Raw genomic sequence first — 24,472 nt, 5'->3', positions numbered from 1 at the left:
TACGGTTCCTGAGACACAAAAAAGCCCCTGTCACTGACGAAGTGACAGGGGCTTTTTCATTGGGCTCAGGCCCTGTCGCGTTCCAGCAGCGGCTTCAGGTAGTAGCCGGTATACGACTGCTCCATTTCCGCCACTTCTTCCGGGGTGCCGACAGCAATGATCTGTCCGCCCTTGGAGCCCCCTTCAGGTCCCAGGTCCACCAGCCAGTCGGCGGTCTTGATCACGTCCAGGTTGTGCTCGATCACCACCACAGTGTTGCCGTGGTCGCGCAGGCGATGCAGGACGTCGAGCAGTTGCTGGATATCGGCGAAGTGCAGGCCAGTGGTCGGCTCATCGAGGATATACAGGGTCTTGCCGGTATCGCGCTTGGACAGTTCGCGAGACAGCTTGACCCGCTGCGCCTCGCCACCGGACAAGGTAGTCGCCGATTGTCCCAGCTTGATATAGGACAGACCGACGTCCATCAACGTCTGAAGCTTGCGCGCCAGAGCCGGCACCGCATCGAAGAACACTCGCGCTTCCTCGATGGTCATCTCGAGGGTTTCGTGGATGTTCTTGCCCTTGTACTTGATCTCCAGCGTTTCGCGGTTGTAGCGCTTGCTCTTGCAGACGTCGCACGGCACATAGATGTCCGGCAGGAAGTGCATTTCCACCTTGATAAGGCCATCGCCCTGACAGGCCTCGCAGCGCCCACCCTTGACGTTAAACGAGAAGCGCCCCGGGCCGTAACCGCGGGAGCGTGATTCCGGCACACCGGCGAACAGCTCGCGAATCGGTGTGAACAGCCCGGTATAGGTCGCCGGGTTGGAGCGCGGGGTACGACCGATCGGGCTTTGGTCGATATCCACCACCTTGTCCAGATGCTGCAGGCCGTCGATGCTGTCGTGGGCCGAAGCCTCGAGGGTAGTCGCACCGTTCAGCGCCGTGGCGCTGAGCGGGAACAGCGTGTTGTTGATCAGCGTCGATTTGCCCGAGCCGGACACACCGGTAACGCAGGTCAGCAGGCCGATCGGAATATCCAGGTCGACATCGCGCAGATTGTTGCCGCGGGCGCCCTTGAGCGACAACGAGAGCTTCTTGTTGCGTGGCGTACGTTTGGCCGGCACGGCGATCTTCACCCGGCCGGACAGGTACTTGCCGGTCAGTGAATCGGGGTGGGCCATGACTTCGGCCGGTGTACCTTCGGCGACGATGTGCCCGCCGTGTATGCCAGCCCCCGGGCCGATATCCACCACATAGTCGGCCAGACGAATCGCATCTTCGTCATGCTCGACCACAATCACCGTGTTGCCGATATCGCGCAGATGTTTCAGGGTGCCGAGCAGTCGGTCGTTATCGCGCTGATGCAAGCCGATCGACGGTTCGTCGAGGATATACAGCACCCCGACCAGACCGGCGCCGATCTGGCTGGCCAGACGGATACGCTGGGCTTCGCCGCCGGACAAAGTGTCGGCACTGCGATCCAGGGACAGGTAGTCCAACCCGACATTGACCAGGAACTGCAAGCGCTCGCGGATTTCCTTGAGAATCTTGTCGGCGATTTCGCCACGTCGACCGGTCAGTTTCAGGCCGCCGAAGTACTCACACGCATCGCCAATCGGCAAGCTGGTGACCGCCGGCAGGGTCTTCTCGCCGACCCACACATGCCGTGCCTCGCGCCGTAGCCGGGTGCCACGACAATCCGGGCACGATTGGGTAGCGAGGAACTTGGCCAGTTCTTCGCGCACGGAGGCCGACTCGGTTTCCCGGTAGCGCCGCTCCAGGTTTGGCACGATGCCCTCGAACGGGTGCGAGCGTTTGACGATATCGCCACGGTCGTTCAGGTATTTGAAGTCGACATTTTGGGAGCCGCTGCCATGCAGAATGAATTTCTGCTGATCGGCCGGCAGCTCATTGAATGGCTCCTCCAGGCTGAACTTGTAATGGGAGGCCAGCGACCCGAGCATCTGGAAGTAATAAACGTTGCGCCGGTCCCAGCCGCGAATCGCGCCCTCGGCCAGGGTCAGTTCGCCATTGACCAGGCGCTTGATATCAAAGAACTGCTTCACCCCCAGACCGTCGCAAGTCGGGCAGGCACCGGCCGGGTTGTTGAAGGAGAACAGCTTGGGTTCCAGCTCGCTGATGGCGTGGCCGCAGATCGGGCAGGCAAAGCGCGCGGAAAAAATGATTTCTTCGCCGGGCTCGTCGTCCATCGGCGCCACCAGGGCTATGCCGTCGGCGAGTTTCAAGGCGGTTTCGAAGGACTCGGCCAGACGCTGCTGCAAGTCGGGGCGAACCTTGAAGCGGTCGACCACCACATCAATCGAATGCTTCTTCTGTTTATCCAGCTTCGGCAACTCATCCAGTTCGCAGAGCTTGCCATTCACCCGGGCTCGCACGAAGCCCTGGGCGCGCAGTTCTTCGAACACCGAAAGGTGCTCGCCTTTGCGCTCGCGAATCACCGGGGCCAGCAGCATCAGCTTGCTGCCTTCGGGCTGCGCCATCACCAGATCGACCATCTGGCTGACGGTCTGCGCCTCCAATGGGATATCGTGGTCCGGGCAGCGTGGCATGCCGACGCGAGCGTACAGCAGACGCAGGTAGTCGTAGATTTCGGTGATGGTGCCGACGGTCGAGCGCGGGTTGTGCGAAGTCGACTTCTGTTCGATGGAGATCGCCGGTGACAGACCTTCGATGGTATCGACGTCAGGTTTTTCCATCATCGACAGGAATTGCCGGGCGTAGGCCGACAGCGATTCGACGTAGCGTCGCTGGCCTTCGGCGTACAGCGTGTCAAAAGCCAGGGACGACTTGCCGGATCCGGACAAGCCGGTGATGACGATCAGTTTGTCCCGTGGCAGGGTCAGGTCGATATTCTTCAGGTTGTGGGTTCGGGCCCCACGAATCAGGATCTTGTCCAAAGTGGCCTCGCTCGGCGGGCGTAAACGTAGGAGTATAAGGCCAAATACTGGATGGATGCACACTATCAAATGAGCGTGACGTAGCCATATATCAAAGCTGCGCGTCAAAGCGTCGCGATGTACCCCGTCAATCGATGGGACTGGTAGAATCGCCGCCGGTTCACATGAGGTTTATCCATGCACGATCCCCACAGCGAACGCATGAGTGGCAGCGAGACCCGCGCGGCAAGCGGTCTGGCCCTGGTGTTCGCCTTCCGTATGCTTGGCATGTTTATGGTGTTGCCGGTCCTGGCGACCTATGGCATGGATCTCGCGGGAGCGACCCCGGCCCTGATCGGGCTGGCGATTGGCGCTTACGGCCTGACCCAGGCGATGTTCCAGATACCGTTCGGAATCGTTTCCGACCGCATAGGCCGGCGCCCGGTCATCTACCTGGGGCTGATTGTCTTTGCCCTCGGCAGTGTGCTGGCGGCCAACGCCGATTCGATCTGGGGCGTGATCGCCGGACGGATCCTGCAAGGCGCCGGGGCGATTTCCGCGGCGGTCATGGCCTTGCTGTCAGACCTGACCCGGGAACAGCATCGGACGAAAGCCATGGCCATGATCGGCATGACGATCGGTCTGTCGTTCGCTGTCGCAATGGTTGTAGGACCGTTGCTGACCCGTGCCTTCGGTCTGTCCGGGTTGTTTCTCGCCACAGGCGCCATGGCGCTGGTGGGGATTGTGATCGTCATGTTCATGGTCCCGCGCGCTACCGGGCCGTTGCAGCATCGAGAGTCCGGCGTTGCGCGTCAGGCCCTGATGCCGACGCTCAAGCACCCCGACCTGCTGCGCCTGGACCTGGGCATTTTTGTGTTGCACGCGATGTTGATGTCGAGCTTCGTCGCCTTGCCACTGGCCCTGGTCGAAAAAGCCGGATTACCTAAAGAAGAGCATTGGTGGGTTTACCTGACGGCGTTGTTGATTTCCTTCTTCGCGATGATCCCGTTCATCATCTACGGCGAGAAGAAACGCAAAATGAAACGAGTTTTACTCGGTGCAGTCGGTACGCTGATGCTCACTGAGCTATTCTTCTGGCAGTTCGGCGATAGCTTGCGGGCGCTGGTGATTGGTACGGTGGTGTTCTTCACCGCGTTCAATCTGCTGGAAGCCTCCTTGCCATCGCTGATCAGCAAGGTTTCACCGGCGGGTGGCAAGGGCACGGCCATGGGGGTTTATTCCACCAGCCAGTTCCTCGGTTCGGCACTGGGCGGGATCATGGGCGGTTGGCTGTTCCAGCATGGCGGTTTGTCAGTTGTGTTCCTGGGATGTGCCGGGCTGGCTGCACTTTGGCTGGCCTTTGCTGTTACCATGCGCGAACCACCCTACGTTACGAGTCTGCGCTTGCCGTTATCACCTGAAGCCATCCGCGAATCAGGTTTGACCGAGCGTTTAAAGGCCGTTGTTGGGGTAACAGATGCAGTGGTGGTGGCCGAGGAGGCCGCCATTTATATCAAATTGGACACCGAACTATTGGATCGTACGACCCTCGAGCGCCTGGTCAACAACCCGGCGCCGGCGACGTGCGAAGCCTAGGAGAACGTTATGGCCCGTGGGGTTAACAAAGTCATATTGGTCGGCACTTGCGGCCAGGATCCCGAAGTTCGCTACTTGCCTAACGGTAACGCCGTGACCAACCTGAGTCTGGCGACCAGCGAACAGTGGACCGACAAGCAAACCGGTCAGAAGGTCGAGAAGACCGAATGGCACCGCGTGTCGATGTTCGGCAAGGTTGCGGAAATCGCCGGCGAGTACCTGCGTAAAGGTTCGCAGGTCTACATTGAAGGCAAACTGCAAACCCGCGAGTGGGAAAAAGACGGCATCAAGCGTTACACCACAGAAATCGTGGTCGACATGCAAGGCACCATGCAACTGCTCGGCGGCCGTCCACAGGGCGACCAGCAAGGCCAGGGCGGCATGTCCAACTCGGCGCCGCGTCCTCAGCAGTCCCGGCCGCAGCAGTCGCAACCAACCCAGCAGCCTCAGCGTGAGTCGCGTCCAGCGCCACAACAGCAGGCCGCACCGCAGCCGGCACCAGACTTCGACAGCTTTGATGACGATATTCCGTTCTAGGATGCGACTCAGACTCAATCTGTAAAGTATTTACTGAAAGCCCCGAGAGTTCTGCTCTTGGGGCTTTTTATTTGCCAAAAAAAGTAAAGACTACGAACCTGACGCTTCCAGCTGCCGATACGTGCAGGAGCGGGTCAGCGCGAAGATGCCGCCAAATCCTCTTCGACGAAGCGCAGCATTGCCTCCGCCAGCGCCTCGCGCGGATAGGCATTCTGTGTCACCCATAGTGAAGCGATGGTCGAATGTGTTCGGGCGATCGGCACTGCCAGTGCCCAATGATCGGCGTTGATATAGCCCATCAGGGTGCTGCCAGGCACAACCTGATCGTAGAAGATCACTTGGCTGTCGTTGCGGGCATCGATGCGCGCCAGCTTGTTGTAACTCGATTTCAGCACGGCCGAGATGTGGTCCGGCTGCGGGAAGGTAACGAGCGAATAGTAGTTCAGTTCGGACGGCAGCCGGTTCTGCGCCAGCCAGCTCTTGCGCGTTGCGGGTCGCAGGCTGTTGATCGCGCCACCGTCGCCCGAATCGCAGGTCGCACCGGGAAAGTGCCGCAACAGGTCCGCCTGGTACTGCTCGGCATCGTTGGCCAGCGCCGAGCCGCCGACCGAGCCGGCTGCGCTGATCACTGCCGCCACGCGGCCGCGGATTTCCGGGTAAGCGACCATCGCTTCGAGAATGTCAGGCGCGCCCTTCGAATAGCCGATCAGGGCGAGGCGCGGCGGTCCGGCTTCGGCTGGCATCGCCATGATCGCGTCGCGTATTTGCCGAGCGTTGTTTGCGGAACTCGATAAGGCGTCGACCTTGATCTGCACCAGGTCATATCCGAACTGGCGCAGATGAATCGCTACGCTGCCGGGCGCTTGCAGCCATTGCTCGAAGCATTCGTAGCCGACGCCGGCCACCACAGCGCCGATCAGACGGCGTTTCGATTGACCGAGATCGACGGGTTTGCCGGTGCCAGCAGGTTCGCTACCGACGCGCGTCAGTGCCTCCTCGCAAGGGCGGCTATCGGGCAGGTCGCTTCCTCGCTTGTCGAGGATCGAGCAGAAAATCTCGCGAAAGCGCGCCCGCTGGTCCTGCACGCCGGCCTGCGACGCAGGGACCAGCACAAGTGGCGGTGTGTCCGTCGAGTAGGCAATCAGCGGCGCGGGTGTGCAGGCGGTGAGCGCATGGCAGCCAGCGATCATCAGCCATGCCATGCCAGCGCTGCACAACAATGGGTGGGCACCGCACAAACGGCCGGCCGAGTCATCCGGCCTGCCGAACAGGTCACTTGCGGGCATCGTCGACCTCCTTCCGTGCAGGCGATTCGCGCCGGTCCAGATACGGTTCCCAATCGAGCATCTCCACCTCCGACAGGCTGAGCGGCCGCGTCGCAAAGAACATGACCGCACGCAGACCGTCGGTGAAGTAATGGGCGCCGCTGAACGTCGTTCGCGATTGTGCCTGGGACGCGGGACCGACGCCGGTGACGAACCCGAGCTTGTCCAGACCGGCCGAATACATCATGTCCTGGATCAGGAGATTTCTCGCCTCATCGACATCCTCATGCAAGACGAGGTTTTGCGAATCGCGCGGTGCAAAGCGTCCGCCGGTCGGTCTTGCGACCTGCGCGAGATAGACGGAGTGACCGTCGAAGCGCATTGGCGTGTTCCACACACGCACCCAAGTCGCCGGCGCTCCGGCTTGCGATTGCTTGCGAACCACGGCATCGGGCATGCGGCCGAACACACGTTCGGCCGCATCCGCGGGGTGCGCGGCACGCCGGTAGCCGCGACGCACAAATGCGGTGGCGATATCGGCGAACTCGCCGACGAGAATCGCATTGAACGGATCGCCGTTCGCCCTACCGTTCGCGTCAGCGGCGCAGCAGGGAAGGCGCTCCAACGCGGAACGCAACGCGGCCAGATCATTATAGTCCTTGATCTCGGAACCGTGATGCTGGAACAAGCCTTCGGCAAACCATTTTTCCCCAGCATCGTCCGGCACCCGCAAGAAGAGGGAGAACGGGATCAGCGTCTTTCTCTGCAGCAGATCGATATTCAGCAGCCGCGTAACGCGCTCCGGGTTGATGAACAGCACGCCCGCTTTCGTTTCGCCTGGCAGGACGGGATTCTTGAACCCCAGTTGGTCTAAGTGTGCATTGATGCGCGCGTTCGCTGCCGGGGCGAATATCCCGTGCATGGACCAGGCAACTTCGAGTGGCGAAAAATAGTCGGGATCGGTTCCCGGCCGCAGCAACAAGAGCGGATCGGCAGTCTGGTTCTGGACTTCGACCCACACGGGCTGCACGCGTGTCTTGTCCAACTCCACACCCAGCATGCGCCGCCTGTCTTCGGCACTGAGCACGGCGGCGCTGACGCGCACCTCGTGCCTGGTGGCCGTCTGCGCACGTTCACGCAACCCGGAGGTACTGAAATCGGCAGGCGCCTGCCAGGTCGCACAAGCAACGGCGAGCGCAAGAATCGCTGCACAACTCATGGTGCACAAGCAGCGCATTGCCCATCGCAGAGTACCCCTGGCGCGTGGCGCCGACGGCAAGCGGCTCATGGCTTGACCCGCCCCGGTGATTGTCCGCCATTCTCGTAGATTCCCTTCGATAGAAAGAATTCGATTTCCGCCAGGGAGGTGTGCGTGGGATCGAATACCAGGACACAGCGCAGCCCATCCGTGTAGTAAGGATCGGTCGTCAGGTTCTCGCGCGGCGCGCTCTTGGGCGCGGCCCCCACACCCTTGACAAATCCGAACTTGGCCAGCGTCACCGAATACGCCATATCCTGTGTCAGCGCACTCCGCGCTTCGTCGACGTCAGGGTCGATCTTGTGCGTCGTCAGCGTCGCAGAATGCACGGTCAACCGGCTGCCAATATCACGGCTGATCTGTCCGACCCACACCTTCTTGCCGTGATATTGCATGGGGCTCAGCCACAGTCTCAGGTGATTGCGCTGGTGGACGTTGTCACGCGCCTTTTGCAAGGCAAGGTCTTGAGCTCGCCCGAACAGATAGAGATCGCTCACCGGCGCATAGGGATAGCGCTCGCCGGCAAGCGCCGAATTAACCATTTTCATGATCGACCCCGACCACTTTTCCTCGGTTCCACGCCAGCCGCGACGCGCGAATGCGGGGAAGGCATCATCGAGGCCGCCGACGATCACCAGGTTCAGCGGATCGCCGTTCCTGGAACCCTCCTCGTTGGTGACGCAGCACGGCAGCGCCTCCAGCGCCGCCTGGAAACTGGTGTCATCCGTGTAGTTCACAATGTCTTCGGGCGGATAGATGCCCTGCCTGAACACTTGGCTGATGTGGTAATCGGTGCGCAGGCCCGGCACGATGGCCAGGACAGAGAAATGCCTCGCCCGCCCGTCTGCCACCAGATCGAGGTTAACGAACTTGAACCCCTCGTCGAGATTGGTCAACACGAAGCCCGAGGTTGTCGCGCCAGGTGGGATAGGGTTGCGGAAGGCCAGCCGACGAAAGTGCCGGTCGAGCGCCGTCCGCTCGTCCTGCGGGACGCCCGAGAAAAATGCTTCGGCCGCCTCGGATGCAGGGAAGAAATTTGGATCGAGGCCCGGCGAAAGCAGATAGTAGGCGCGGTCTTCCCGATTTTTGACTTCAACCCAGACTGGCTGTATCGATGTATTCGCCAGAGGCACGCCGTAGACCGCCTCGCTTTCTGCGGCCGACAGTACGGCGGTCGACACGCGCAAGCCGCCATCGCTGCGCGTCACGGCGCGGCTCTTGTAGTCAAGGCTCGTCGTTGGCGGAGGCAGGGAGGCGCAACCGGCGAGCGCGGCTGCGATGGCCGTTGCTGCGAGAACGTGTCTCACCATGCGATGCATCGCGTAACCTCATCAACTGAGCTTTACCAATCTTCGCTGCCCTGCCTACGTAATCCGTGGCTACTACGAACATTAGTTTCTACGTCGCAGCTTTTCATTATGTACCGCCCCGGGAATTCCGGAGGTTTTTTGGTGTGCATGACTCGGAGGCCAAGATGATTCGCCACTTCGTTCTTGTATCGGACTTGCACCGACTACCTCTTGCCAGTGTGTACTGGCGCACACAGACCACGGTTTCTTTAGTGCGAGGTTATTTGTCCCACTGTCCGAGCGACTTGTGGCGGCGATTAGCCCAACGTCGCGCTTTTCTCGTATCCGTAGAGGGGACCCATGTCATTCCGGATTGAATTGCGCAGGCTGCATCGCCACATGACTTGCGGCCTGGTGTCCGTAGTCGACGACGCCGACTTCCTCCATAAAGAAAATATTTCCCTTACCTGTGTGCTTGGCCTGATACATCGCAATATCGGCCTGTGCGATCAGATATGACGCTGTAACCGCACGCCCGGCGTGTGCCGCAATGCCGATCGACATGCCGAGTGCAAGCTTTCTCCCCGCAAATTCGAACGGTTCGCTGACCGCCGTCAGGCATTGCTGGGCAACGACGTTCGCGGCAGTGCGTACATCGGTGAGCCCAGTCAGCAGGATGACGAATTCGTCGCCGCCCAAGCGTGCCACCGTATCAACCTGGCGGCGTCCGTCGCTCAAGCGATGGGCGACCTGACGCAGCACCGCATCGCCGGCGGGATGTCCATACTGATCGTTGATCGCTTTGAAGCCATCCAGGTCGCAAAACAGCAATGCGATTTTCGATCCGTCGCGCTCGACCCGTGCCAGCGCATGTTCCAGACGGTCTTCCAGCATTGCCCGGTTGTACAACCCGGTCAGCGAGTCGTGATGCGCCAAGAACTTCAGTCGAGCCTCGCTGGCCTCGCGCGCCGCTTCTTCCTTGTGCAGTCTCTCGACCAGATAGTTGAAGCCTTTCACCAACTCGCCGACCTCGTCCACGTTGACGATCGGCAGCGCTACCAGCTTGCTCCTGCCATCAGCCATGTCCCGTATTGCATGTGCAGCATCGGTGAGCGGGCGCAGGATGCGCGGCAGCGCAATTAACAGGATCGCGACGAGCGCGATCAGAAAGGCCGCACTGGCCTTGAACATGAAACCGCGTACCGCCTCGATCGGACGATATGCCTCCTCGGCCGAGATGCGCGCAACCAGAAACCAGTTGCTGCTGGGCACAGTCACAATCGAGGCAAGTTCTTCCACGCCTTGGGCGTTCACCGCGACGCCGCTGCCGCGATAACCGGACATTGCACGATCGAGCAGTAGGTTGCCCCCAGGTGGCGGCGTCGGCTGGAGGCTCATGGCCAAGTCGCTTGACGCGACAAACAGATGGTCCTCGGGCGCAATCAGCAGGAAATCACCGGTTTCGCCCAGTCGCGTCAGCTGCATGCGGTCGAGAAAGCCCGGCGTGTTGAGCCGCGCAACGCCGGCCAGCACCGCTACGACGCCGCCGGCGCCATCGCGCACCGGTGCCGCGAAAACAATCGTTGGATCGCCGTTCATGTGTTCGCGCGAAGGCCTGCCGATGACCGGTGTATCCGCGCGTAAAGCGGCACGGAACCAGTCCGTCGCCGCAAAGTCGAGCGGCCACTGACCGGGCGCGACTGAATACTCTGCGAGCAGGCCATTCCCGTCTGGCCGTACTGCCAGAAGACCGCCGTTGAACAGCGGGTTGGCTTGCTGTCGGCCCTCGATCCAGGCTTGCAATTGTTGCGGTTGCCCGGCCAATGCCGGCGGCAATTCGCCGGCAAAGCGGTCGATCAGGGTCAGGCGCGAGCTGATGCTCTGGTCGATGTCGCGTGCGACGTAAGTCGCGATGGACATTTGCTGACTGGCGACCAGCTCATGCACATGCTCCTGAAATAGCGGTAGCGCTACGAAATTGCGCACCAACATGCCGATCATGAGCAGCGTGACACCGAGCGCGACAATTCGGATTTTGATGCTTTTAAAATTCACTTGATCGTATCCATTTTTATTGGAGGCATGTCACAAGTCTTCACGCTTGACTGTACTGCGCAAACGCAGATGCTACTGGTTTCGAAGAAACATTTAACGAGCGTTTACATGACCGGGGTGCGACTGACTCAACGCGGGTATGGCGAGTGCTTCAGTCTGTCGCGAGAATCTTTAGATCCGGCCAGTTGGCGAGCCAATTCTTTGAGCAAAGGCGATTCAGATAGGCCAACGGATCATGGCATCCGCTGCGAAGGCAGTTTTACCCAAACGCCCGATGCACTGCATCGGGCGTTTTGTATTTTAAAGCCAAGTGCCATCGCTTTCGGCAACGTCCGAGGCCATCCCAGCCACTGTTCGGATAGAAGTTCCCTGCCTTCGCGGAGCTCATGGTGAGCTTTCTTGACCGCGGATAACAGATACTTCCCATTGCCCGGCGTTTGCCGGATACTGTATGGCAAATGCCGGATCAATGGAGGTGCCGAATGTTAGCTGAAGTGATGCGAGAGCCTGCCTACGCTGCATACCGAATCCGCCTGGAGTCCCTCCTGCAGATTCCGACCGATGCCAGCGAGCTGGAAATTCACGAAATAATCCAGTTTGGTTTCGCGGCCGATCGACTGATGAAACTCTGCGACCAAGGCGATGTGACGCCCTTGGAACGTGATCAAATCATCCCCCTCAAAACGCTGAAGACACGGATTGCCAAAGACCAGAAGCTGACGGTCGACGAGAGTGATCGGCTGTTCCGGGCAGCGCATATCACCGCCATGGCCGACGCTCTGTTTGGAAACGATGAAAAGGCCAAGCGCTGGTTATCGAAACCCAAAGATCGTTTCTCAGGCAAAAGCCCAATGGCGATGCTTTCGACCATTCAGGGTACCCGTCAGGTCGAGGAGATGCTCATTCAACTGGCAGAAGGTTTTACCTTTTGATTTTCTGGCGGATAAGCGCGTTCGCTGATCTGACAGGGCGTGGAGGCCTGCTTGCCAGTGGACGGTGGCATACTGCCGGCAGGCCTGTCGTTTATCTCGCAGGGACACCTGCCGGGGCCATGCTTGAAATCCTGGTCCACCTTGAGGTGGATCAGGAAGACTTCCCTGAAACGCTGCAGCTGCTCAAGGTGGAGATCCCGGACAACATCAGCATTGCCATAGCACCTCAACTCAAGACGGATTGGGCAAATGATCTTCGTCACACCAAGGGCCTGGGTGATGGGTTTCTCAAGACTGCAGCGGCACTTCTGATGCCGATCCCAAGCGCCATCATGCCGCATACTCAAAACTACCTTTACAATCCCATGCACATGGACTCGGCGAAGGCAGTTCTGACCGGTGAGATCTTCAAATTGGACAATCGTCTGCTCAAGAAACCGTAGGCTCTTCCAAGCCGTAGATTTCTCCACGGCAAACAAAAGGCCCATAGCGCTCAAACGCTACGGGCCTTCTGGTTTCCGGCGCTTCTATCAGCTCTTGGCAAACGCCAGCATGTCGACGTTGACCTTTTCCTTGTGGGTATCCGTCAACCCATGGGGCGCGCCGGGGTAGACGATCAGCTTGGCGTGTTCGATCAGCCTGGCGCTTTCCAGTCCGGCCGCCTGAATCGGCACTATCTGGTCATCGTCGCCATGGATGATCAAAGTCGGGACGTCGAATTTCTTCAAATCCTCGCGAAAGTCGGTTTCCGAGAAGGCCTTGATGCTGTCCAGGGTGTTCTTGTGCCCGCCCAGCATGCCTTGCATCCAGAACGAGTCGATCAAGCCCTGGGAGGCTTTGGCGCCGGGGCGGTTGAAGCCGAAGAACGGCCCGCTGGCGATGTCTTTGTAGAGTTGCGAGCGATCGGCGATGGAGCCGGCGCGGATGCCGTCGAAAACTTCGATAGGCAAGCCTTTGGGGTTGCTGTCGGTTTTCAGCATCAGCGGTGGCACGGCGCTGATCAGTCCGGCCTTGGCCAGGCGTCCGGTGCCGTGGCGACCGATGTAGCGGGCGACTTCGCCGCCGCCGGTGGAGAAGCCGAAGAGGATTACCTCCTTGAGGTCCAGGTGTTCGATCAGCTCGGCCAGATCGTCGGCGTAGTGATCCATGTCGTTGCCGTCCCACGGCTGGCTGGAGCGTCCGTGACCGCGCCGGTCGTGGGCGATGGCCCGGTAGCCGTTATCCGCGAAATACAGCATTTGCGATTCCCAACTGTCGGCGCTCAGCGGCCAGCCGTGGCTGAACACTACCGGTTGTCCGCTGCCCCAATCCTTGTAATAAAGGGTATTGCCTTCGCGAGTCGTAAGCGTTGCCATGTCAGGAGTCTCCAATGAGTTTGCGTCAGTGGCTGGCAGTCAGGAAATCGGTGGTGGACACCACGCTTGCATAGGCAAAACCCAGGGCCGACATGAAGGCGGCGTGTACGTGGGCGGCCGGAACAACCAGACCGTTGAACTCAAGATCGCGGGAGGCACAGGCGTCGTGGATCACCGTGACCGGGTAGCCAAGGTCGGCCGCAGCGCGAGTGATAGCGTCGACGCACATGTGGCTCATGTTGCCGACGATCACCAGCTGCTCGATGCCCTGCTGGTCGAGAATTGACTGTAGTTCGGTTTCGCGAAATGAGTTGACGAAGTGTTTGAGCACCACCGGTTCGTCGGCGCGATTGATGACTTCAGGGTGCAAGTGCGCGCCTTCAGAGCCCGGCGTGAAGAAAGGCGCCGTGTCGGAAGTGAATTCGTGACGGATGTGCACCACCGGCTCACCGGCCTCGCGAAAAGCCTGAATCAGCCGTGCGGCATTGTCCGCAGCGGCTTCGACACCAACCAGTGGCCACTTGCCTTGGGGGAAGTAGTCGTTCTGGATATCGACTACGATGAGTGCTTGCTTGGCCATGTCTTTTTCCTTGAAGTGTGTCTTGGGTGTGGCATCAAGTATTGGGTCTGACCGGGCGTCCGAGGATTGGCCGCACCGACAATAGAGAGGGGAAAACTGACAATGGGCGTGGAACGCGCAGTCGCCGAACTCGGCGTGCTGATCTATCCCGGGGCGCAGATGGCGGCGGTGCACGGTTTGACCGACCTGTTCGGGGTGGCCAACCGCATTGCTGATGAGCACCGGACGGCGCGGTTACCGATACTGCGGGTCAGTCATTGGCGGGCCGATGGCGATGAGGTGCCCGTGCGAGTATTTGACAGCCATCCCGGCCCTGAGGGGGCGCTGGTGGCGGTGCTGATTCCGCCGTCGATCGGTGGCTTTTCCGACGATCTGGCGCCACTCGCGCTGATGCGCTGGATTCGCCAGCAACATGCCGGCGGTGCGACCTTGGGTGGCGTGTGCGTGGGCTCGATTCTGTTGGCGCAAAGCGGTCTGCTCGATGGCCGCGGCGCGACCACCCACTGGACCTCGGCGAAAAAATTCGCCGAGCGTTACCCGGCGGTCAAACTCAATGCCGACAAACCCATAGTCGACGACGGCGACCTGATCACCACCGCCGGGCTCATGGCCTGGTCCGAGCTGGGTTTGCGGCTGGTCGATCGGCTGCTCGGGCCGAGTATCGCCAGCAGTACCGCGCGCTTTTTGGTGGTCGAACACAGCGACAGCGCGAGTCAGTGTGGCAGCAATTTTTCACCGATTCTCGGCCATGGCGACGCCGCTATTCTGAAGGTTCAGCACTGGCTGCAGGCCAAGGGTGCGATCGAGGTGTCCCTGAGCAGCATGGCGCAGCAGGCCGGGCTGGAGGAGCGTACTTTCCTGCGGCGCTTTCGGACAGCGACCGGCCTGAAACCCACCGAGTACTGTCAGCATCTGCGGGTCGGCAAGGCCAGGGAAATGCTCGAATTCACCCACGACACCATCGACCATATTGCCTGGACCGTCGGCTATCAGGACCCGAGTGCTTTTCGCGCGACGTTCAAGAAAATCACCGGGCTTGCTCCCAGTGATTACCGAAGCCGGTTCGGCATCACGGCACCCGCGATGGCCGTGCGGGGTTGAATCCTTGGTCGTGCAAAATGCGTTGCCGGCCGGAGCGGTCGTGCAAAATACGTCAGGCCAAATGCCAGTATCGGTGCCGGCAGACCTCTGATCAGTGGAGCCTGATCTCGACTGGATTGTTGGCCTGATCCCTGCACCTATCCCAGGACACCCATTACGCGCATGGCCAAGGGGGACGCATGACCCCGGCACAACGAAAGAAACTGGTGGTCGCCCATTCGGTCCGCCCGCAGGCGCCGTTGCATGAAGTCGAAACCAACCGTGCGCTGGCTCGCTGGTTGGCGCAGATTCTCGGACTCAAGTTCGGTGGCAGTTATGACGCCGAACGTCACGCCTCTCGCGACCTCTATCTGCTGCCCACGCAAACCATTGTCGGCGCGCAAGACGCACGGCAACTCGGGATCAAGGGCCCGGAAGACTTGTGGGGTGGTTACGTCGAGTACGACTTTATCTGTACCAAAGCCATTACCCATGGCCTGTTGAACAAAGAGGCAGTGGCGCCTGAAGGCTGGGCGCCGCTGTTTTGCGAACGAGTTCGCACTGTGGTACTGGACGGCGTTAGCGTTTTTTCGTTGAGAGATGCCCGGCCGGCGGCAACCCACCTGCTCTACAGCGGGCCGATCCGGATGAAACCGATTCACGGCTGTGCCGGTCGGGGGCAGAAAGTGATCAACAGCCTCGATCAATTCGATGAAATCATTGCCCGGCCGGAAGCCGCCAAGCTGTTCAGCGAAGGCGTGGTGCTCGAGCAGGATTTGCAAAACGTCATGACCCACAGCGTTGGCCAGACCGCTATCGCCGGCAAACGCCTGAGCTACTGTGGCGAGCAGTACCTGACGGAAGACGGCGTTGGCGAAAAGGTCTACGGTGGTTCGGACCTGCTGGTAGTGCAGGGCGGCTACGATGAGTTGCTCGCCCTCGAGTTGCCGGATGACGTGCGTCTGGCCATCCGCCAGGCCCAGGTATTCGATGCCGCGGCGAATGAGGCCTATCCGGCATTCTTCGCCTCGCGGCGCAATTACGACATCGCCCAGGGTCTGGATACCGACGGCCAGCAGCGCAGCGGGGTGCTGGAACAGTCGTGGCGCATGGGCGGTGCCAGCAGTGCGGAAGTGGCGGCGCTGCAAGCGTTCGTCAACGACCCGGGAATGCGCGCAATCCGCGTGTCCTCGGTGGAAACCTATACTCAACAGGCATTACCGGCGGCTGCCATCGAAGTGTTCCGTGGCCCGGCTGAAAGCAGCGATTTTCTTCTCAAGTACGTAACGGTCAAATCCTATGACGGCTAGAAGCGAAACGATTCAGATCGAGATCGACCATGAGCAGATGACCGGGACCTTTCTCAGTCCCAAATCGAAAGTCCCGGGCGTATTGTTCGTGCACGGTTGGGGCGGCAGCCAGGAGCGCGACCTGGAACGGGCCAAAGGCATTGCCGGGTTGGGTTGTGTGTGTCTGACATTCGACCTGCGCGGCCATGCAGGCCACGGCATTGCACTGTCGCAGGTAACCCGTGAAGACAATCTGCGCGACTTGCTTGCGGCCTACGACCGCCTGCTCGCTCATCCAGCTATCGACACCTCGGCGGTTGCCGTGGTGGGAACCAGCTACGGGGGTTACCTGGCAAGCATCCTCACCTCGTTGCGCCCGGTACGCTGGCTGGCATTGAGGGTGCCGGCGCTGTATCGCGATGACCTGTGGCTCACACCCAAGCGTGACCTGGATAAAGCCGACTTGTTCGATTACCGCAGCAGCCGGGTGCAGGCTGGCAGCAACCGTGCGCTGCACGCCTGTGCCGAGTTTACCGGGGACGTGCTGATCGTTGAGTCCGAACACGATGAACATATCCCCCACGCCACCATCATGAGTTATCGCGCGGCCTGTCAGCAGACCCACTCGCTGACCCACCGGATTATTGACGGCGCCGATCATGCGCTGAGCGATCCGGTTTCGCAGCAGGCCTATACCTCGATCCTGGTGGGCTGGATTACCGAAATGGTGGTGGGCGAGCGGTTGAGTCTTATTCAGTCGAGGTGAAGGTGATGTTGGGTTCACCCCGCAGGCTTCTTCTCCACCCGCAGTGCCTTGGCCTTGGCCTCGACCACCAGGAACATCACCAGCGCAATCAACAGCGGCACAATGAAATACACCGCACGGTAGGCGATCAGCCCGGCCAGCAGGCTGCCGCGTGACACCTCATGTTGCAGCATCGCGATGAACACCGCTTCCAGCACCCCGAGCCCGGCCGGGATATGAGTAATCACCCCGGCAATGCTGCTGATCAGCAACACGCCCAGCACCACCGGGTAATCGAGTTGCTTGGGCAGTAAAGTGAACACTACCGCGGCCATCAACGACCAGTTCAGCGCCCCCAGGAACAATTGCAACAAGGCCATGCGCAACGATGGCAGGTTGATTTCGATACCGCGCAGGGCCCAGGTGCGTTGTCGGGAAAAGCGGCAGGCCACGAGATAGCTCGCACTCAGTAACAGCAACAGCAGCCCCACCCCTTGCAAGGCATCACTGCTGAGCTTCCAGCTGGGTGGCAGCCTGACCAGACCGCTGCTGAACACCGTTCCGGCCAGCAGCATGTAGCCTAACCAGTTGGTGGCCATGCTCAGACCGAGAATTTTCGCGATATTGGCCGTGCTCACACCCAGCCGCGAATACAACCGATAGCGCATGGCGATGCCGCCGACCCAGGCGCTGAGGTTGAGGTTGAAGGCATAGCTGATAATCCCCACCGGCAAAACCTGTCGCCAGCCCAGATTCTGTCGGATATAGGTGCGGCCGATCAGATCAAAGCAGGCGTACACCAGGAAACTCACCAGGGTCAGGCTGGCGGCAATGATCAGAGTGCGCACCTTGAAGTCGGCCAGGGTGTCGACTACTTCGCTCCAGTCGATACGCCTTGCCAGCAGAGTGAATAGCACGATCAGCAGTAAAAAAAACACCACCGTCAGTGGCCGTTTCCAGCGCTTCCATCCATGGCTGGCATCGGGGCCATTTTGCGCCGAGTGTGATTCGGGGTGGCTCATGGCGCTTGCTCCCGGGTCGCCTTCGACGTCTGCTGCGGATGGGTAAAGGGTTTGAGACGCGGTTTATGCGCCGGCAGCCAACCGATCCAGGCCGGAAAGTGCCGCAGGCAGTGGAACACTAGAAAGCCTATCGTCATCCGCCATAGCAGTCCGCGCGGTGAGCGGTTTTGCGGCATACACTTGCAGTGCTCGCGGCTCAGTTGATCCAGGCGCTCGAACAGCTCTCGATTGAATTCGCGGTCGCGAATCAGCACGTTGGCTTCCAGATTCAGTGACAGGCTCAACGGGTCCAGGTTACTCGAACCTACGGTGCTCCATTCCTCATCCACCAACGCGACCTTGCCGTGCAATGGCCGCTCGCAATACTCGTAGATAGTTACGCCATCCTTGAGTAGATAGTCATAGAGCATCCGCGCCGCGAGTTTAGCGACCAGCATGTCTGGTTGGCCTTGCAGAATCAGTCGTACCTCGACCCCGCGTCGTGCCGCGTTGCGGATTTCGCGCAGCAAGCGATAGCCCGGAAAGAAGTAGGCGTTGGCGATCACCACCCGACGTTTTGCTCTGCGCAAGGCCTGCCGGTAAACCTCTTCGATATCCGTCCGATGCTCGCGGTTATCGCGATAGACCAGTCGCACCTGACCGTCATGTTCAGTGAAGGCCAATTCCGAGCGACGTCCGCGGCGGCGTTGCCACCAATATTTGGCATGGGCCGGCCGGCCACTTTGCAGCAGGGCGAAATGATGGATGTCGACCACCGCCGGCCCCTGCACCTCGACCGCGTAATCCTGCTTGGCTTCAGGACCGAAGTCGGCAAGGTGATCGGCGGAAAAATTGATCCCGCCAAGGAAGGCAATTTCACCGTCGACCACCACGATCTTGCGATGCAGCCGACGGAACCAGTTAGTCCGCAGCAAGCCGAGGGTCAGCGGCGCGGGATCGAATATTTGCAGGCGTACCCCGGCTGCGCTCAGGGCTGCCAGGAATTCAGTACTCAGCTCACCGCAGCCGAATCCGTCCAGGCTCATGGTGATCCGCACGCCTCGTTGTGCTGCCTCGATCAGGATGCTTTGCAGCTCATTGCCCACCTTGTCCTCGAACAGAATGAAGGTCTCGATGAGGATTTCGCTCTGCGCCTGGCGCAGGACTTCGAACACCCTGGGAAAATACGCCTCACCATTTTCCAGCAGCACGACCCGATTGTTGCTCTGCCAGCCGTACTCGATATCTTCAAACGCCCGGTCCCGTGGGGATGGGGTTGTGGATAAGGTGTTCAGCGGGTTTTTTTCGATCGGCGTGCTGCTCATAGCTCGACCTCCACCGACAGCGGCGCATGATCAGACAGATGGGACCACGGGCGTGCCTTCAATACTTTCGGATGCTGCGCCTTCAGATTGCGCACGTAAATCCGGTCCAGACGCAATGCAGGCAGTCGCGCCGGGAAACTGCGCGCCGGTTTGCCATAGTGCTCGGCGAACACTTCGCGCAAACCGCAGGGTTTGAGTAGCGCATCGGCACGCTGGCGCCAATCGTTGAAGTCGCCGGCGACAATCACCGGTGCATCTGCGGGCAGATCTTCCAAACATTGCGCCAGGAGCTGCAACTGCTGGCGGCGATGGGATTCGAGCAACCCAAGGTGGACGCAAATCGCGTGTACTTCACGGCCGTCACCGGGTAAGCGCAATACGCAATGCAACAGCCCGCGGTTTTCCCGCCCGGAGATGGATACGTCGAGATTGTCATGGCGAATGATCTGGAATTTCGACAACAGCGCGTTGCCATGGTCGCCCGAGGGATATACCGCGTTACGCCCATAGGCGAACTGTGGCCAGATAGTGTCGGCGAGGAATTCGTACTGCGGCATCGTCGGCCAGTTGCTGAAGCGCCGTGAATGAGGCTCGTGGGTGCCGTGCACCTCCTGGAGAAACACCACATCGGCGGACACACTTCGCACCGCTTCGCGCAGTTCCGGCAAGATAAACCGTCGGTTGAGGGCGGTGAAACCCATGTGGATATTGACGGTCAGCACCGTGAAGCGGCAGACCGCCGTGGTGCCTGGGGTGATATCGCAATGCTCGCTTGTCGGCTCCTGCAGGCTCATGGCAATACCCCGGGTTCCGGCGACTTGCCCGGTTCGGTCGCCAGTGCGGCATCCAGACCCAGGCGCTGTAGCAGGCTGCGGGCATCGAAGGGCGCGCGGACTTTGAGGTCATTGTCGAAGTAACAAAACACCTCGCGGGTTTTTCGCGCTTTGGGCTTTTGCTGGCGGTCGATCAACTGCGCATCGGCCGGCTGTTTGCCGTGGCTCCAGGCGTCGATCCGATCACCCCAGAGCTTCAGCGCCTCGGTTGTGTAGCCGCTGGCGTAGAGCTGTTTGTCGCCATGCAGGCGCATATACACAAAGTCGCTGGTCAGGTCTTCACGGTAGGGCCACTTGCCGGCCGTATCGGCGATGACCAATGCGGTGCCATAACGCTTGAGCAAGGTGACAAACTCCGGGACCGCAAAGCTGTCGTGGCGGATCTCCACGGCGTGCCGTAGCGGCTTTTTTCCGTGGGACTTCATGCTGGCTTTGCCGTTCAGGCGGGCTTCGTGTTGTCGGGCGAGGTCCGCTGCCTGTTGGGTATTCGTCGGGATCTGGGCGAGAAAGGCTTCGAATAATTCGGGGTCGAACTTGAAGCTCGGCGGGAATTGCCAGAGGATCGGTCCGAGTTTTTCCTTGAGCTCCAGCACCCCGGAGGCGAAAAAATTGGCCAGGGGTTTGTGTACGTCACGCAGACGCAGGATGTGGGTGATGTAGCGGGGCGCTTTGACGCTGAAGACAAAGTCTTGCGGGGTGTCGGCGTACCAGTCGGCATAGCGCTGAGGCGTTTGCAGCGCATAGAACGAACCGTTGATTTCAATGCTGTTGACCGCCCGTGAAGCGAACTGCAACTCACGGTTCTGGGTCAGCCCTTCGGGGTAGAAATCACCTCGCCAAGGCTTGTAGCGCCAGCCGGAAATACCGATATGAATCACCGCCATGCGTCCTCCTGTCGTATCTCGCCGAATCACCTCCGTTCTGTTGATGACTGTGTTTGCGGCGGGAAAGTTTCGACGGGTTTACAGACGGTGAGTTACCTGTAGCAGCTGGCGCAGCCTGCGTTCGGCTCGGTCCGCGTTCGGGCGCAGCAGTCGCAATCCGGCGGAGGTGTTCTACCTGAAGTAACGCGACTACAGGTTTTACGACTGCTTCGCAGCCGAACGGGGGCAAGCCCCCTCGCCACAGGATCAATGACCACCCACCACCCGTGCCATACCTTCGAAAGGCTCTGCATACACCGGCCCGAGGCGATCGAGGCGACCGCTCCATGCGGTCAATGCCAGGGCGACCAGCACTACCAGCCCGCCGATCCATGCGGTATGAATCAGGCCCATGTGGGCGACGATCAGGCCTCCACCCCAGGCACCACCGGCGATGCCGAGGTTGAAGGCGGCGATATTGAGGCCGGAAGCCACGTCCACCGCATTCGGCGTGTGGTGTTCGGCCTGGCGCACTACATAGACCTGCAGACCCGGTACGTTACCGAAGGCCACCGCACCCCAGACCAGCACCGTAGCGAGGGCCAGCCAAGGGTTGCCGGCGGTAAAGGTCAATACAAAGAGCACGGCGGCGAGCAGGGCGAAGACGATTTTCAGGGCGCTGATCGGGCCGCGTTTGTCGGCCAGTTTACCGCCCCAGATGTTACCGATAGCCACCGAGATACCGTAGACCAGCAGCACCAGGCTGACGGTGCCAGCGCTGAAACCGGAGATGTCCTGAAGAATCGGCGCCAGATAGGTAAAGGCAATGAACGAGCCGCCGTAACCTATCGCGGTCATGGCGTACACCAGCAACAGTCGCGGTTGTTTCAGCACTTGCAGCTGCTGCAACAATGAAGCGGGTTTGCTGTGGGCGATGTTTTTCGGCACGTAGAGCAGGCTGCCGATAAAGGCGATCAGACCCAGGGCCGAGACCGCGAGGAAGGTTTCGCGCCAGCCGAAGTGCTGACCAATGAACGTACCCAGCGGCACGCCAGTGACCAGGGCCACGGTCAGGCCGGTAAACATGATCGCAATCGCGCTGGCGGCTTTTTCCTTGGGCACCAGGCTGGTGGCGATGATCGAACCGATGGAGAAGAACACTCCGTGGGCGAGACCGGTGACGATTCGCGCAATGACCAGTGATTCGTAGCTTGGCGCTTTCCAGGCCAGCAGGTTGCCGAGGGTGAACAACACCATCAGCGACAGCAGCAAGAATTTGCGCGGCACTTTACCGGTCAACGCGGTGAGCACCGGGGCGCCAACGGCCACACCCAGGGCATAAAGGCTGACCAACAGGCCGGCGGATGGCAAGTCGACCCCAAGGTCGGCGCCAATGGTGGGTAACAGGCCAACGATAACGAACTCGGTCGTCCCGATGGCGAATGCGCTTAGGGTCAGCGCGAGCAAGGCAATGGGCATGGCTGCAACTCCAGTGATTTGAATCAGGAGCGCAGTGTCGGTGTTTGACTCATGCAGAAAAATAGCCTTATCGGCATAAGATATTTGACTGGAAGTCAAAGGTTTGCCCGTGGGCAAACCTTGCGGGTGAGGCGCTTTGCAGCTCGGCCCCGTGCGGATTTAGTGCGACATCACTTCGCGAATATCGGCCGCCAGTTCTCGCACTCGTGCTTCCTCGGTGTCCCACGAGCACATGAAGCGCGCGCCGCCATTGCCAATGAAGGTGTAGAAGCGCCAGCCCTTGGCTGTCAGGGCCGCGATGGCCGGTTCCGAGAGTTGCAGGAACACCCCGTTGGCTTCCACCGGGAACATCAATTCGACGCCAGGAATGTCCTCGACCAGACTGCTCAACAGTTGCGCGCAGTGGTTGGCGTGGTGCGCGTGTTTGAGCCAGGCGTCGTGTTCCAGGATGCCGACCCAGGGGGCGGAGAGGAAACGCATCTTTGAAGCAAGCTGCCCGGCCTGCTTGCAGCGGTAGTCGAAGTCTTCGGCCAGCTTGTGGTTGAAGAACAGAATCGCCTCACCCACCGCCATGCCGTTTTTCGTCCCGCCGAAGCACAGCACGTCGACCCCGGCCTTCCAGGTCAGGTCTGCTGGCGAGCAGTCGAGGAATGCACAGGCGTTGGAAAAGCGCGCGCCGTCCATGTGCAGGTTCAGGCCCAGCTCCTTGCAAGTGGCGCTGATGGCGCGGATTTCTTCCGGACGATAGACGCTGCCGACTTCGGTCGCCTGGGTCAGGGTCACTACTCGTGGTTTCGGGTAGTGGATGTCCTGGCGCTTGAGGGCGATCTCGCGGATCGATTCCGGGGTCAGCTTGCCGTTTTCAGTGTGGGCGGTCAGCAGCTTGGAGCCGTTGGAGAAAAACTCCGGTGCGCCGCATTCGTCGGTTTCGACGTGGGCGGTTTCCGAGCAGATCACGCTGTGGTAACTCTGGCACAACGAAGACAGGGCCAGGGAGTTGGCCGCGGTGCCGTTGAAGGCGAAGAACACTTCGCAGTCGGTTTCGAACAGCTTACGGAAATGATCGGCGGCGCGGGCAGTCCACTCATCGTCGCCATAAGCGCGTTGGTGGCCATGATTGGCTTGCTCCATGGCGGCCCAGGCTTCAGGGCAGATACCGGAATAGTTGTCGCTGGCGAATTGTTGGCTCTTGTCGGTCATGGCCGTCTTCCGTGGTTGAGAGCAGCGTGGTCGATGATGGTGCGCACTTTACCCAAGATTGGCGGGGTAGCACACGCCCAGTTTCTGTAGGAAAAATGCAAACTGCTTGAGGGATTATGCGCGACTCTTCCATGAACCCTGAAACACCTGCCCGCGACGGTGCGCTGGATCTGCTCAAATGGCTGGCGCTGTTGAGCATGGTGCTCGATCACCTGCGGTACGTCGGTTTGAGCCTCGACGTGCTTTTCGTGCCCGGACGCCTGGCGTTTCCCTGGTTCTGCCTGGCGATCGCGTGCAATCTGGCCCGGGCTGTCCGGCCGGGCGCCGATGGGCAATGGCGTTACCTGGGTTGGCTCCTGCTGTTTAGCGTCGTGAGCGAGATTCCCTATCGGCTGTTCATTCCCCGCCCGGACACCCTCAACGTGCTGCCTACCCTGATGCTGGGCCTGCTGGTCGCGCGAGGCTGGCAGCATCGAACGGCTCAGGCGCAGCTAATGGCCGTGGCGGCGCTGCTGTTGGCCGCGCTGTTCCCTGAGCGACTGATGTTCGGTTTCTTCGGGATCTTGCTGCCGTTGGCCACCCTGCTGGTGTTGCGACGGCCCTGGTATTTCAGCCTGTTGCCGGGGCTGGTGTGCCTGGCGGCCAATCAATGGAAAACCCTGTTGCCCGGCGTCGCTAATGGCAATAGCGTGGCGATCCTCGGCATCACCGTTTGTCTGGTCGCACCGTTGATCGGCCTGCTGCTGTTGCGGCATATGGGCCGGCGCTCGCCACCGCCGATGCGTCGTTGGGCGTATGCGCTCTATCCCGTGCATTTCCTGGCGCTTTTGGCTTTACGAGAACTCATCGCCTGACACTTGTGTAGGCCGCTGCCGAAGGCTGCGATCTTTTGACTTTGCTCTTTAAAAGAT

The 24,472-nt window shown here is 60.2% G+C and carries 21 protein-coding genes; 8 read left to right on the top strand and 13 right to left on the bottom strand.

Features of this window, described 5'->3' with window-relative positions:
- Nucleotides 1-65 precede the first annotated feature (65 nt).
- The gene (gene uvrA, locus F8N85_RS14270; protein ID WP_150804238.1) at nt 66-2,900 is read right to left on the bottom strand and encodes an excinuclease ABC subunit UvrA; all 2,835 of its coding nucleotides are present in this window, start codon (nt 2,898-2,900) and stop codon (nt 66-68) included.
- 177 nt (nt 2,901-3,077) lie between these two features.
- Here uvrA and F8N85_RS14265 point away from each other — a divergent pair, with 177 nt between their 5' ends.
- The gene (locus F8N85_RS14265) at nt 3,078-4,475 is read left to right on the top strand and encodes an MFS transporter (RefSeq protein ID WP_150804237.1); all 1,398 of its coding nucleotides are present in this window, start codon (nt 3,078-3,080) and stop codon (nt 4,473-4,475) included.
- A 9-nt stretch (nt 4,476-4,484) separates the two neighbouring features.
- Complete coding sequence (locus F8N85_RS14260) at nt 4,485-5,012, top strand: single-stranded DNA-binding protein (protein WP_150804236.1); 528 nt, start codon at nt 4,485-4,487, stop codon at nt 5,010-5,012.
- A gap of 134 nt (nt 5,013-5,146) precedes the next feature.
- Here the strand turns inward: F8N85_RS14260 and F8N85_RS14255 are convergent, their stop codons facing one another.
- The 4 genes from F8N85_RS14255 to F8N85_RS14240 all read right to left on the bottom strand — a co-directional run bounded on the left by F8N85_RS14255 (nt 5,147) and on the right by F8N85_RS14240 (nt 10,879).
- A complete protein-coding gene (locus tag F8N85_RS14255; protein ID WP_150804235.1) occupies nt 5,147-6,214 on the bottom strand; it encodes a hypothetical protein in 1,068 nt (355 codons plus the stop codon).
- A gap of 70 nt (nt 6,215-6,284) precedes the next feature.
- Nucleotides 6,285-7,496, bottom strand: a complete 1,212-nt coding sequence (locus tag F8N85_RS14250; protein ID WP_224795689.1) for an LssY C-terminal domain-containing protein — start codon at nt 7,494-7,496, stop codon at nt 6,285-6,287.
- Nucleotides 7,497-7,561: 65 nt separating this feature from the next.
- Nucleotides 7,562-8,854, bottom strand: a complete 1,293-nt coding sequence (locus F8N85_RS14245) for an LssY C-terminal domain-containing protein (protein ID WP_150804234.1) — start codon at nt 8,852-8,854, stop codon at nt 7,562-7,564.
- Between the two features lie 333 nt (nt 8,855-9,187).
- Entirely contained in the window at nt 9,188-10,879 is a 1,692-nt protein-coding gene (locus F8N85_RS14240) for a GGDEF domain-containing protein (protein ID WP_150804233.1), read from the bottom strand.
- Nucleotides 10,880-11,361: 482 nt separating this feature from the next.
- Between F8N85_RS14240 and F8N85_RS14235 the strand changes: the two genes are divergently transcribed.
- Both F8N85_RS14235 and F8N85_RS14230 read left to right on the top strand, forming a co-directional pair.
- Nucleotides 11,362-11,811 (top strand): antitoxin Xre/MbcA/ParS toxin-binding domain-containing protein, encoded by a 450-nt coding sequence (locus F8N85_RS14235; protein WP_150804232.1) that lies wholly within the window; start codon nt 11,362-11,364, stop codon nt 11,809-11,811.
- Complete coding sequence (locus F8N85_RS14230) at nt 11,808-12,254, top strand: RES family NAD+ phosphorylase (RefSeq protein ID WP_150804231.1); 447 nt, start codon at nt 11,808-11,810, stop codon at nt 12,252-12,254. Before F8N85_RS14235 ends, F8N85_RS14230 begins: the two co-directional genes overlap by 4 nt.
- A gap of 87 nt (nt 12,255-12,341) precedes the next feature.
- On the opposite strand, the gene F8N85_RS14225 is transcribed toward F8N85_RS14230, so the two are convergent.
- Together F8N85_RS14225 and F8N85_RS14220 are read right to left on the bottom strand one after the other, a co-directional pair.
- Nucleotides 12,342-13,166, bottom strand: a complete 825-nt coding sequence (locus F8N85_RS14225) for an alpha/beta fold hydrolase (protein ID WP_150804230.1) — start codon at nt 13,164-13,166, stop codon at nt 12,342-12,344.
- A gap of 25 nt (nt 13,167-13,191) precedes the next feature.
- On the bottom strand, nt 13,192-13,746 hold the full coding sequence (locus F8N85_RS14220; RefSeq protein WP_150804229.1) for a cysteine hydrolase family protein: 555 nt from the start codon (nt 13,744-13,746) through the stop codon (nt 13,192-13,194).
- A gap of 102 nt (nt 13,747-13,848) precedes the next feature.
- Between F8N85_RS14220 and F8N85_RS14215 the strand changes: the two genes are divergently transcribed.
- The 3 genes from F8N85_RS14215 to F8N85_RS14205 all read left to right on the top strand — a co-directional run bounded on the left by F8N85_RS14215 (nt 13,849) and on the right by F8N85_RS14205 (nt 16,881).
- Entirely contained in the window at nt 13,849-14,847 is a 999-nt protein-coding gene (locus tag F8N85_RS14215) for a GlxA family transcriptional regulator (protein ID WP_150804228.1), read from the top strand.
- Nucleotides 14,848-15,026: 179 nt separating this feature from the next.
- The gene (locus F8N85_RS14210; RefSeq protein ID WP_150804227.1) at nt 15,027-16,136 is read left to right on the top strand and encodes a DUF3182 family protein; all 1,110 of its coding nucleotides are present in this window, start codon (nt 15,027-15,029) and stop codon (nt 16,134-16,136) included.
- Nucleotides 16,126-16,881: an alpha/beta hydrolase family protein gene (locus F8N85_RS14205; protein ID WP_150804226.1), complete on the top strand. Its 756-nt coding sequence runs from the start codon at nt 16,126-16,128 to the stop codon at nt 16,879-16,881. Before F8N85_RS14210 ends, F8N85_RS14205 begins: the two co-directional genes overlap by 11 nt.
- Nucleotides 16,882-16,895: 14 nt before the next feature.
- Here F8N85_RS14205 and F8N85_RS14200 read toward each other — a convergent pair whose 3' ends face one another.
- The 6 genes from F8N85_RS14200 to F8N85_RS14175 all read right to left on the bottom strand — a co-directional run bounded on the left by F8N85_RS14200 (nt 16,896) and on the right by F8N85_RS14175 (nt 23,561).
- On the bottom strand, nt 16,896-17,882 hold the full coding sequence (locus F8N85_RS14200) for a lysylphosphatidylglycerol synthase domain-containing protein (RefSeq protein WP_150804225.1): 987 nt from the start codon (nt 17,880-17,882) through the stop codon (nt 16,896-16,898).
- Complete coding sequence (clsB, locus tag F8N85_RS14195) at nt 17,879-19,186, bottom strand: cardiolipin synthase ClsB (protein WP_150804224.1); 1,308 nt, start codon at nt 19,184-19,186, stop codon at nt 17,879-17,881. Before clsB ends, F8N85_RS14200 begins: the two co-directional genes overlap by 4 nt.
- A complete protein-coding gene (locus tag F8N85_RS14190; RefSeq protein WP_150804223.1) occupies nt 19,183-19,980 on the bottom strand; it encodes an endonuclease/exonuclease/phosphatase family protein in 798 nt (265 codons plus the stop codon). Before F8N85_RS14190 ends, clsB begins: the two co-directional genes overlap by 4 nt.
- Nucleotides 19,977-20,903, bottom strand: a complete 927-nt coding sequence (locus F8N85_RS14185) for a DUF72 domain-containing protein (protein ID WP_150804222.1) — start codon at nt 20,901-20,903, stop codon at nt 19,977-19,979. Before F8N85_RS14185 ends, F8N85_RS14190 begins: the two co-directional genes overlap by 4 nt.
- Nucleotides 20,904-21,149: 246 nt before the next feature.
- A complete protein-coding gene (locus tag F8N85_RS14180) occupies nt 21,150-22,361 on the bottom strand; it encodes an MFS transporter (protein ID WP_150804221.1) in 1,212 nt (403 codons plus the stop codon).
- Nucleotides 22,362-22,520: 159 nt separating this feature from the next.
- Nucleotides 22,521-23,561 (bottom strand): low specificity L-threonine aldolase, encoded by a 1,041-nt coding sequence (locus F8N85_RS14175; protein ID WP_150804220.1) that lies wholly within the window; start codon nt 23,559-23,561, stop codon nt 22,521-22,523.
- A 116-nt stretch (nt 23,562-23,677) separates the two neighbouring features.
- Between F8N85_RS14175 and F8N85_RS14170 the strand changes: the two genes are divergently transcribed.
- Nucleotides 23,678-24,415 (top strand): TraX family protein, encoded by a 738-nt coding sequence (locus F8N85_RS14170; RefSeq protein ID WP_224795688.1) that lies wholly within the window; start codon nt 23,678-23,680, stop codon nt 24,413-24,415.
- Nucleotides 24,416-24,472 lie beyond the last annotated feature (57 nt).

It is taken from the genome of Pseudomonas fluorescens (assembly GCF_902497875.1).
GTDB lineage: Bacteria > Pseudomonadota > Gammaproteobacteria > Pseudomonadales > Pseudomonadaceae > Aquipseudomonas > Aquipseudomonas fluorescens_BR.
The sequence above is the reverse complement of the archived record's forward strand: the minus strand, read 5'-3'. Positions and strand labels throughout refer to the sequence as shown.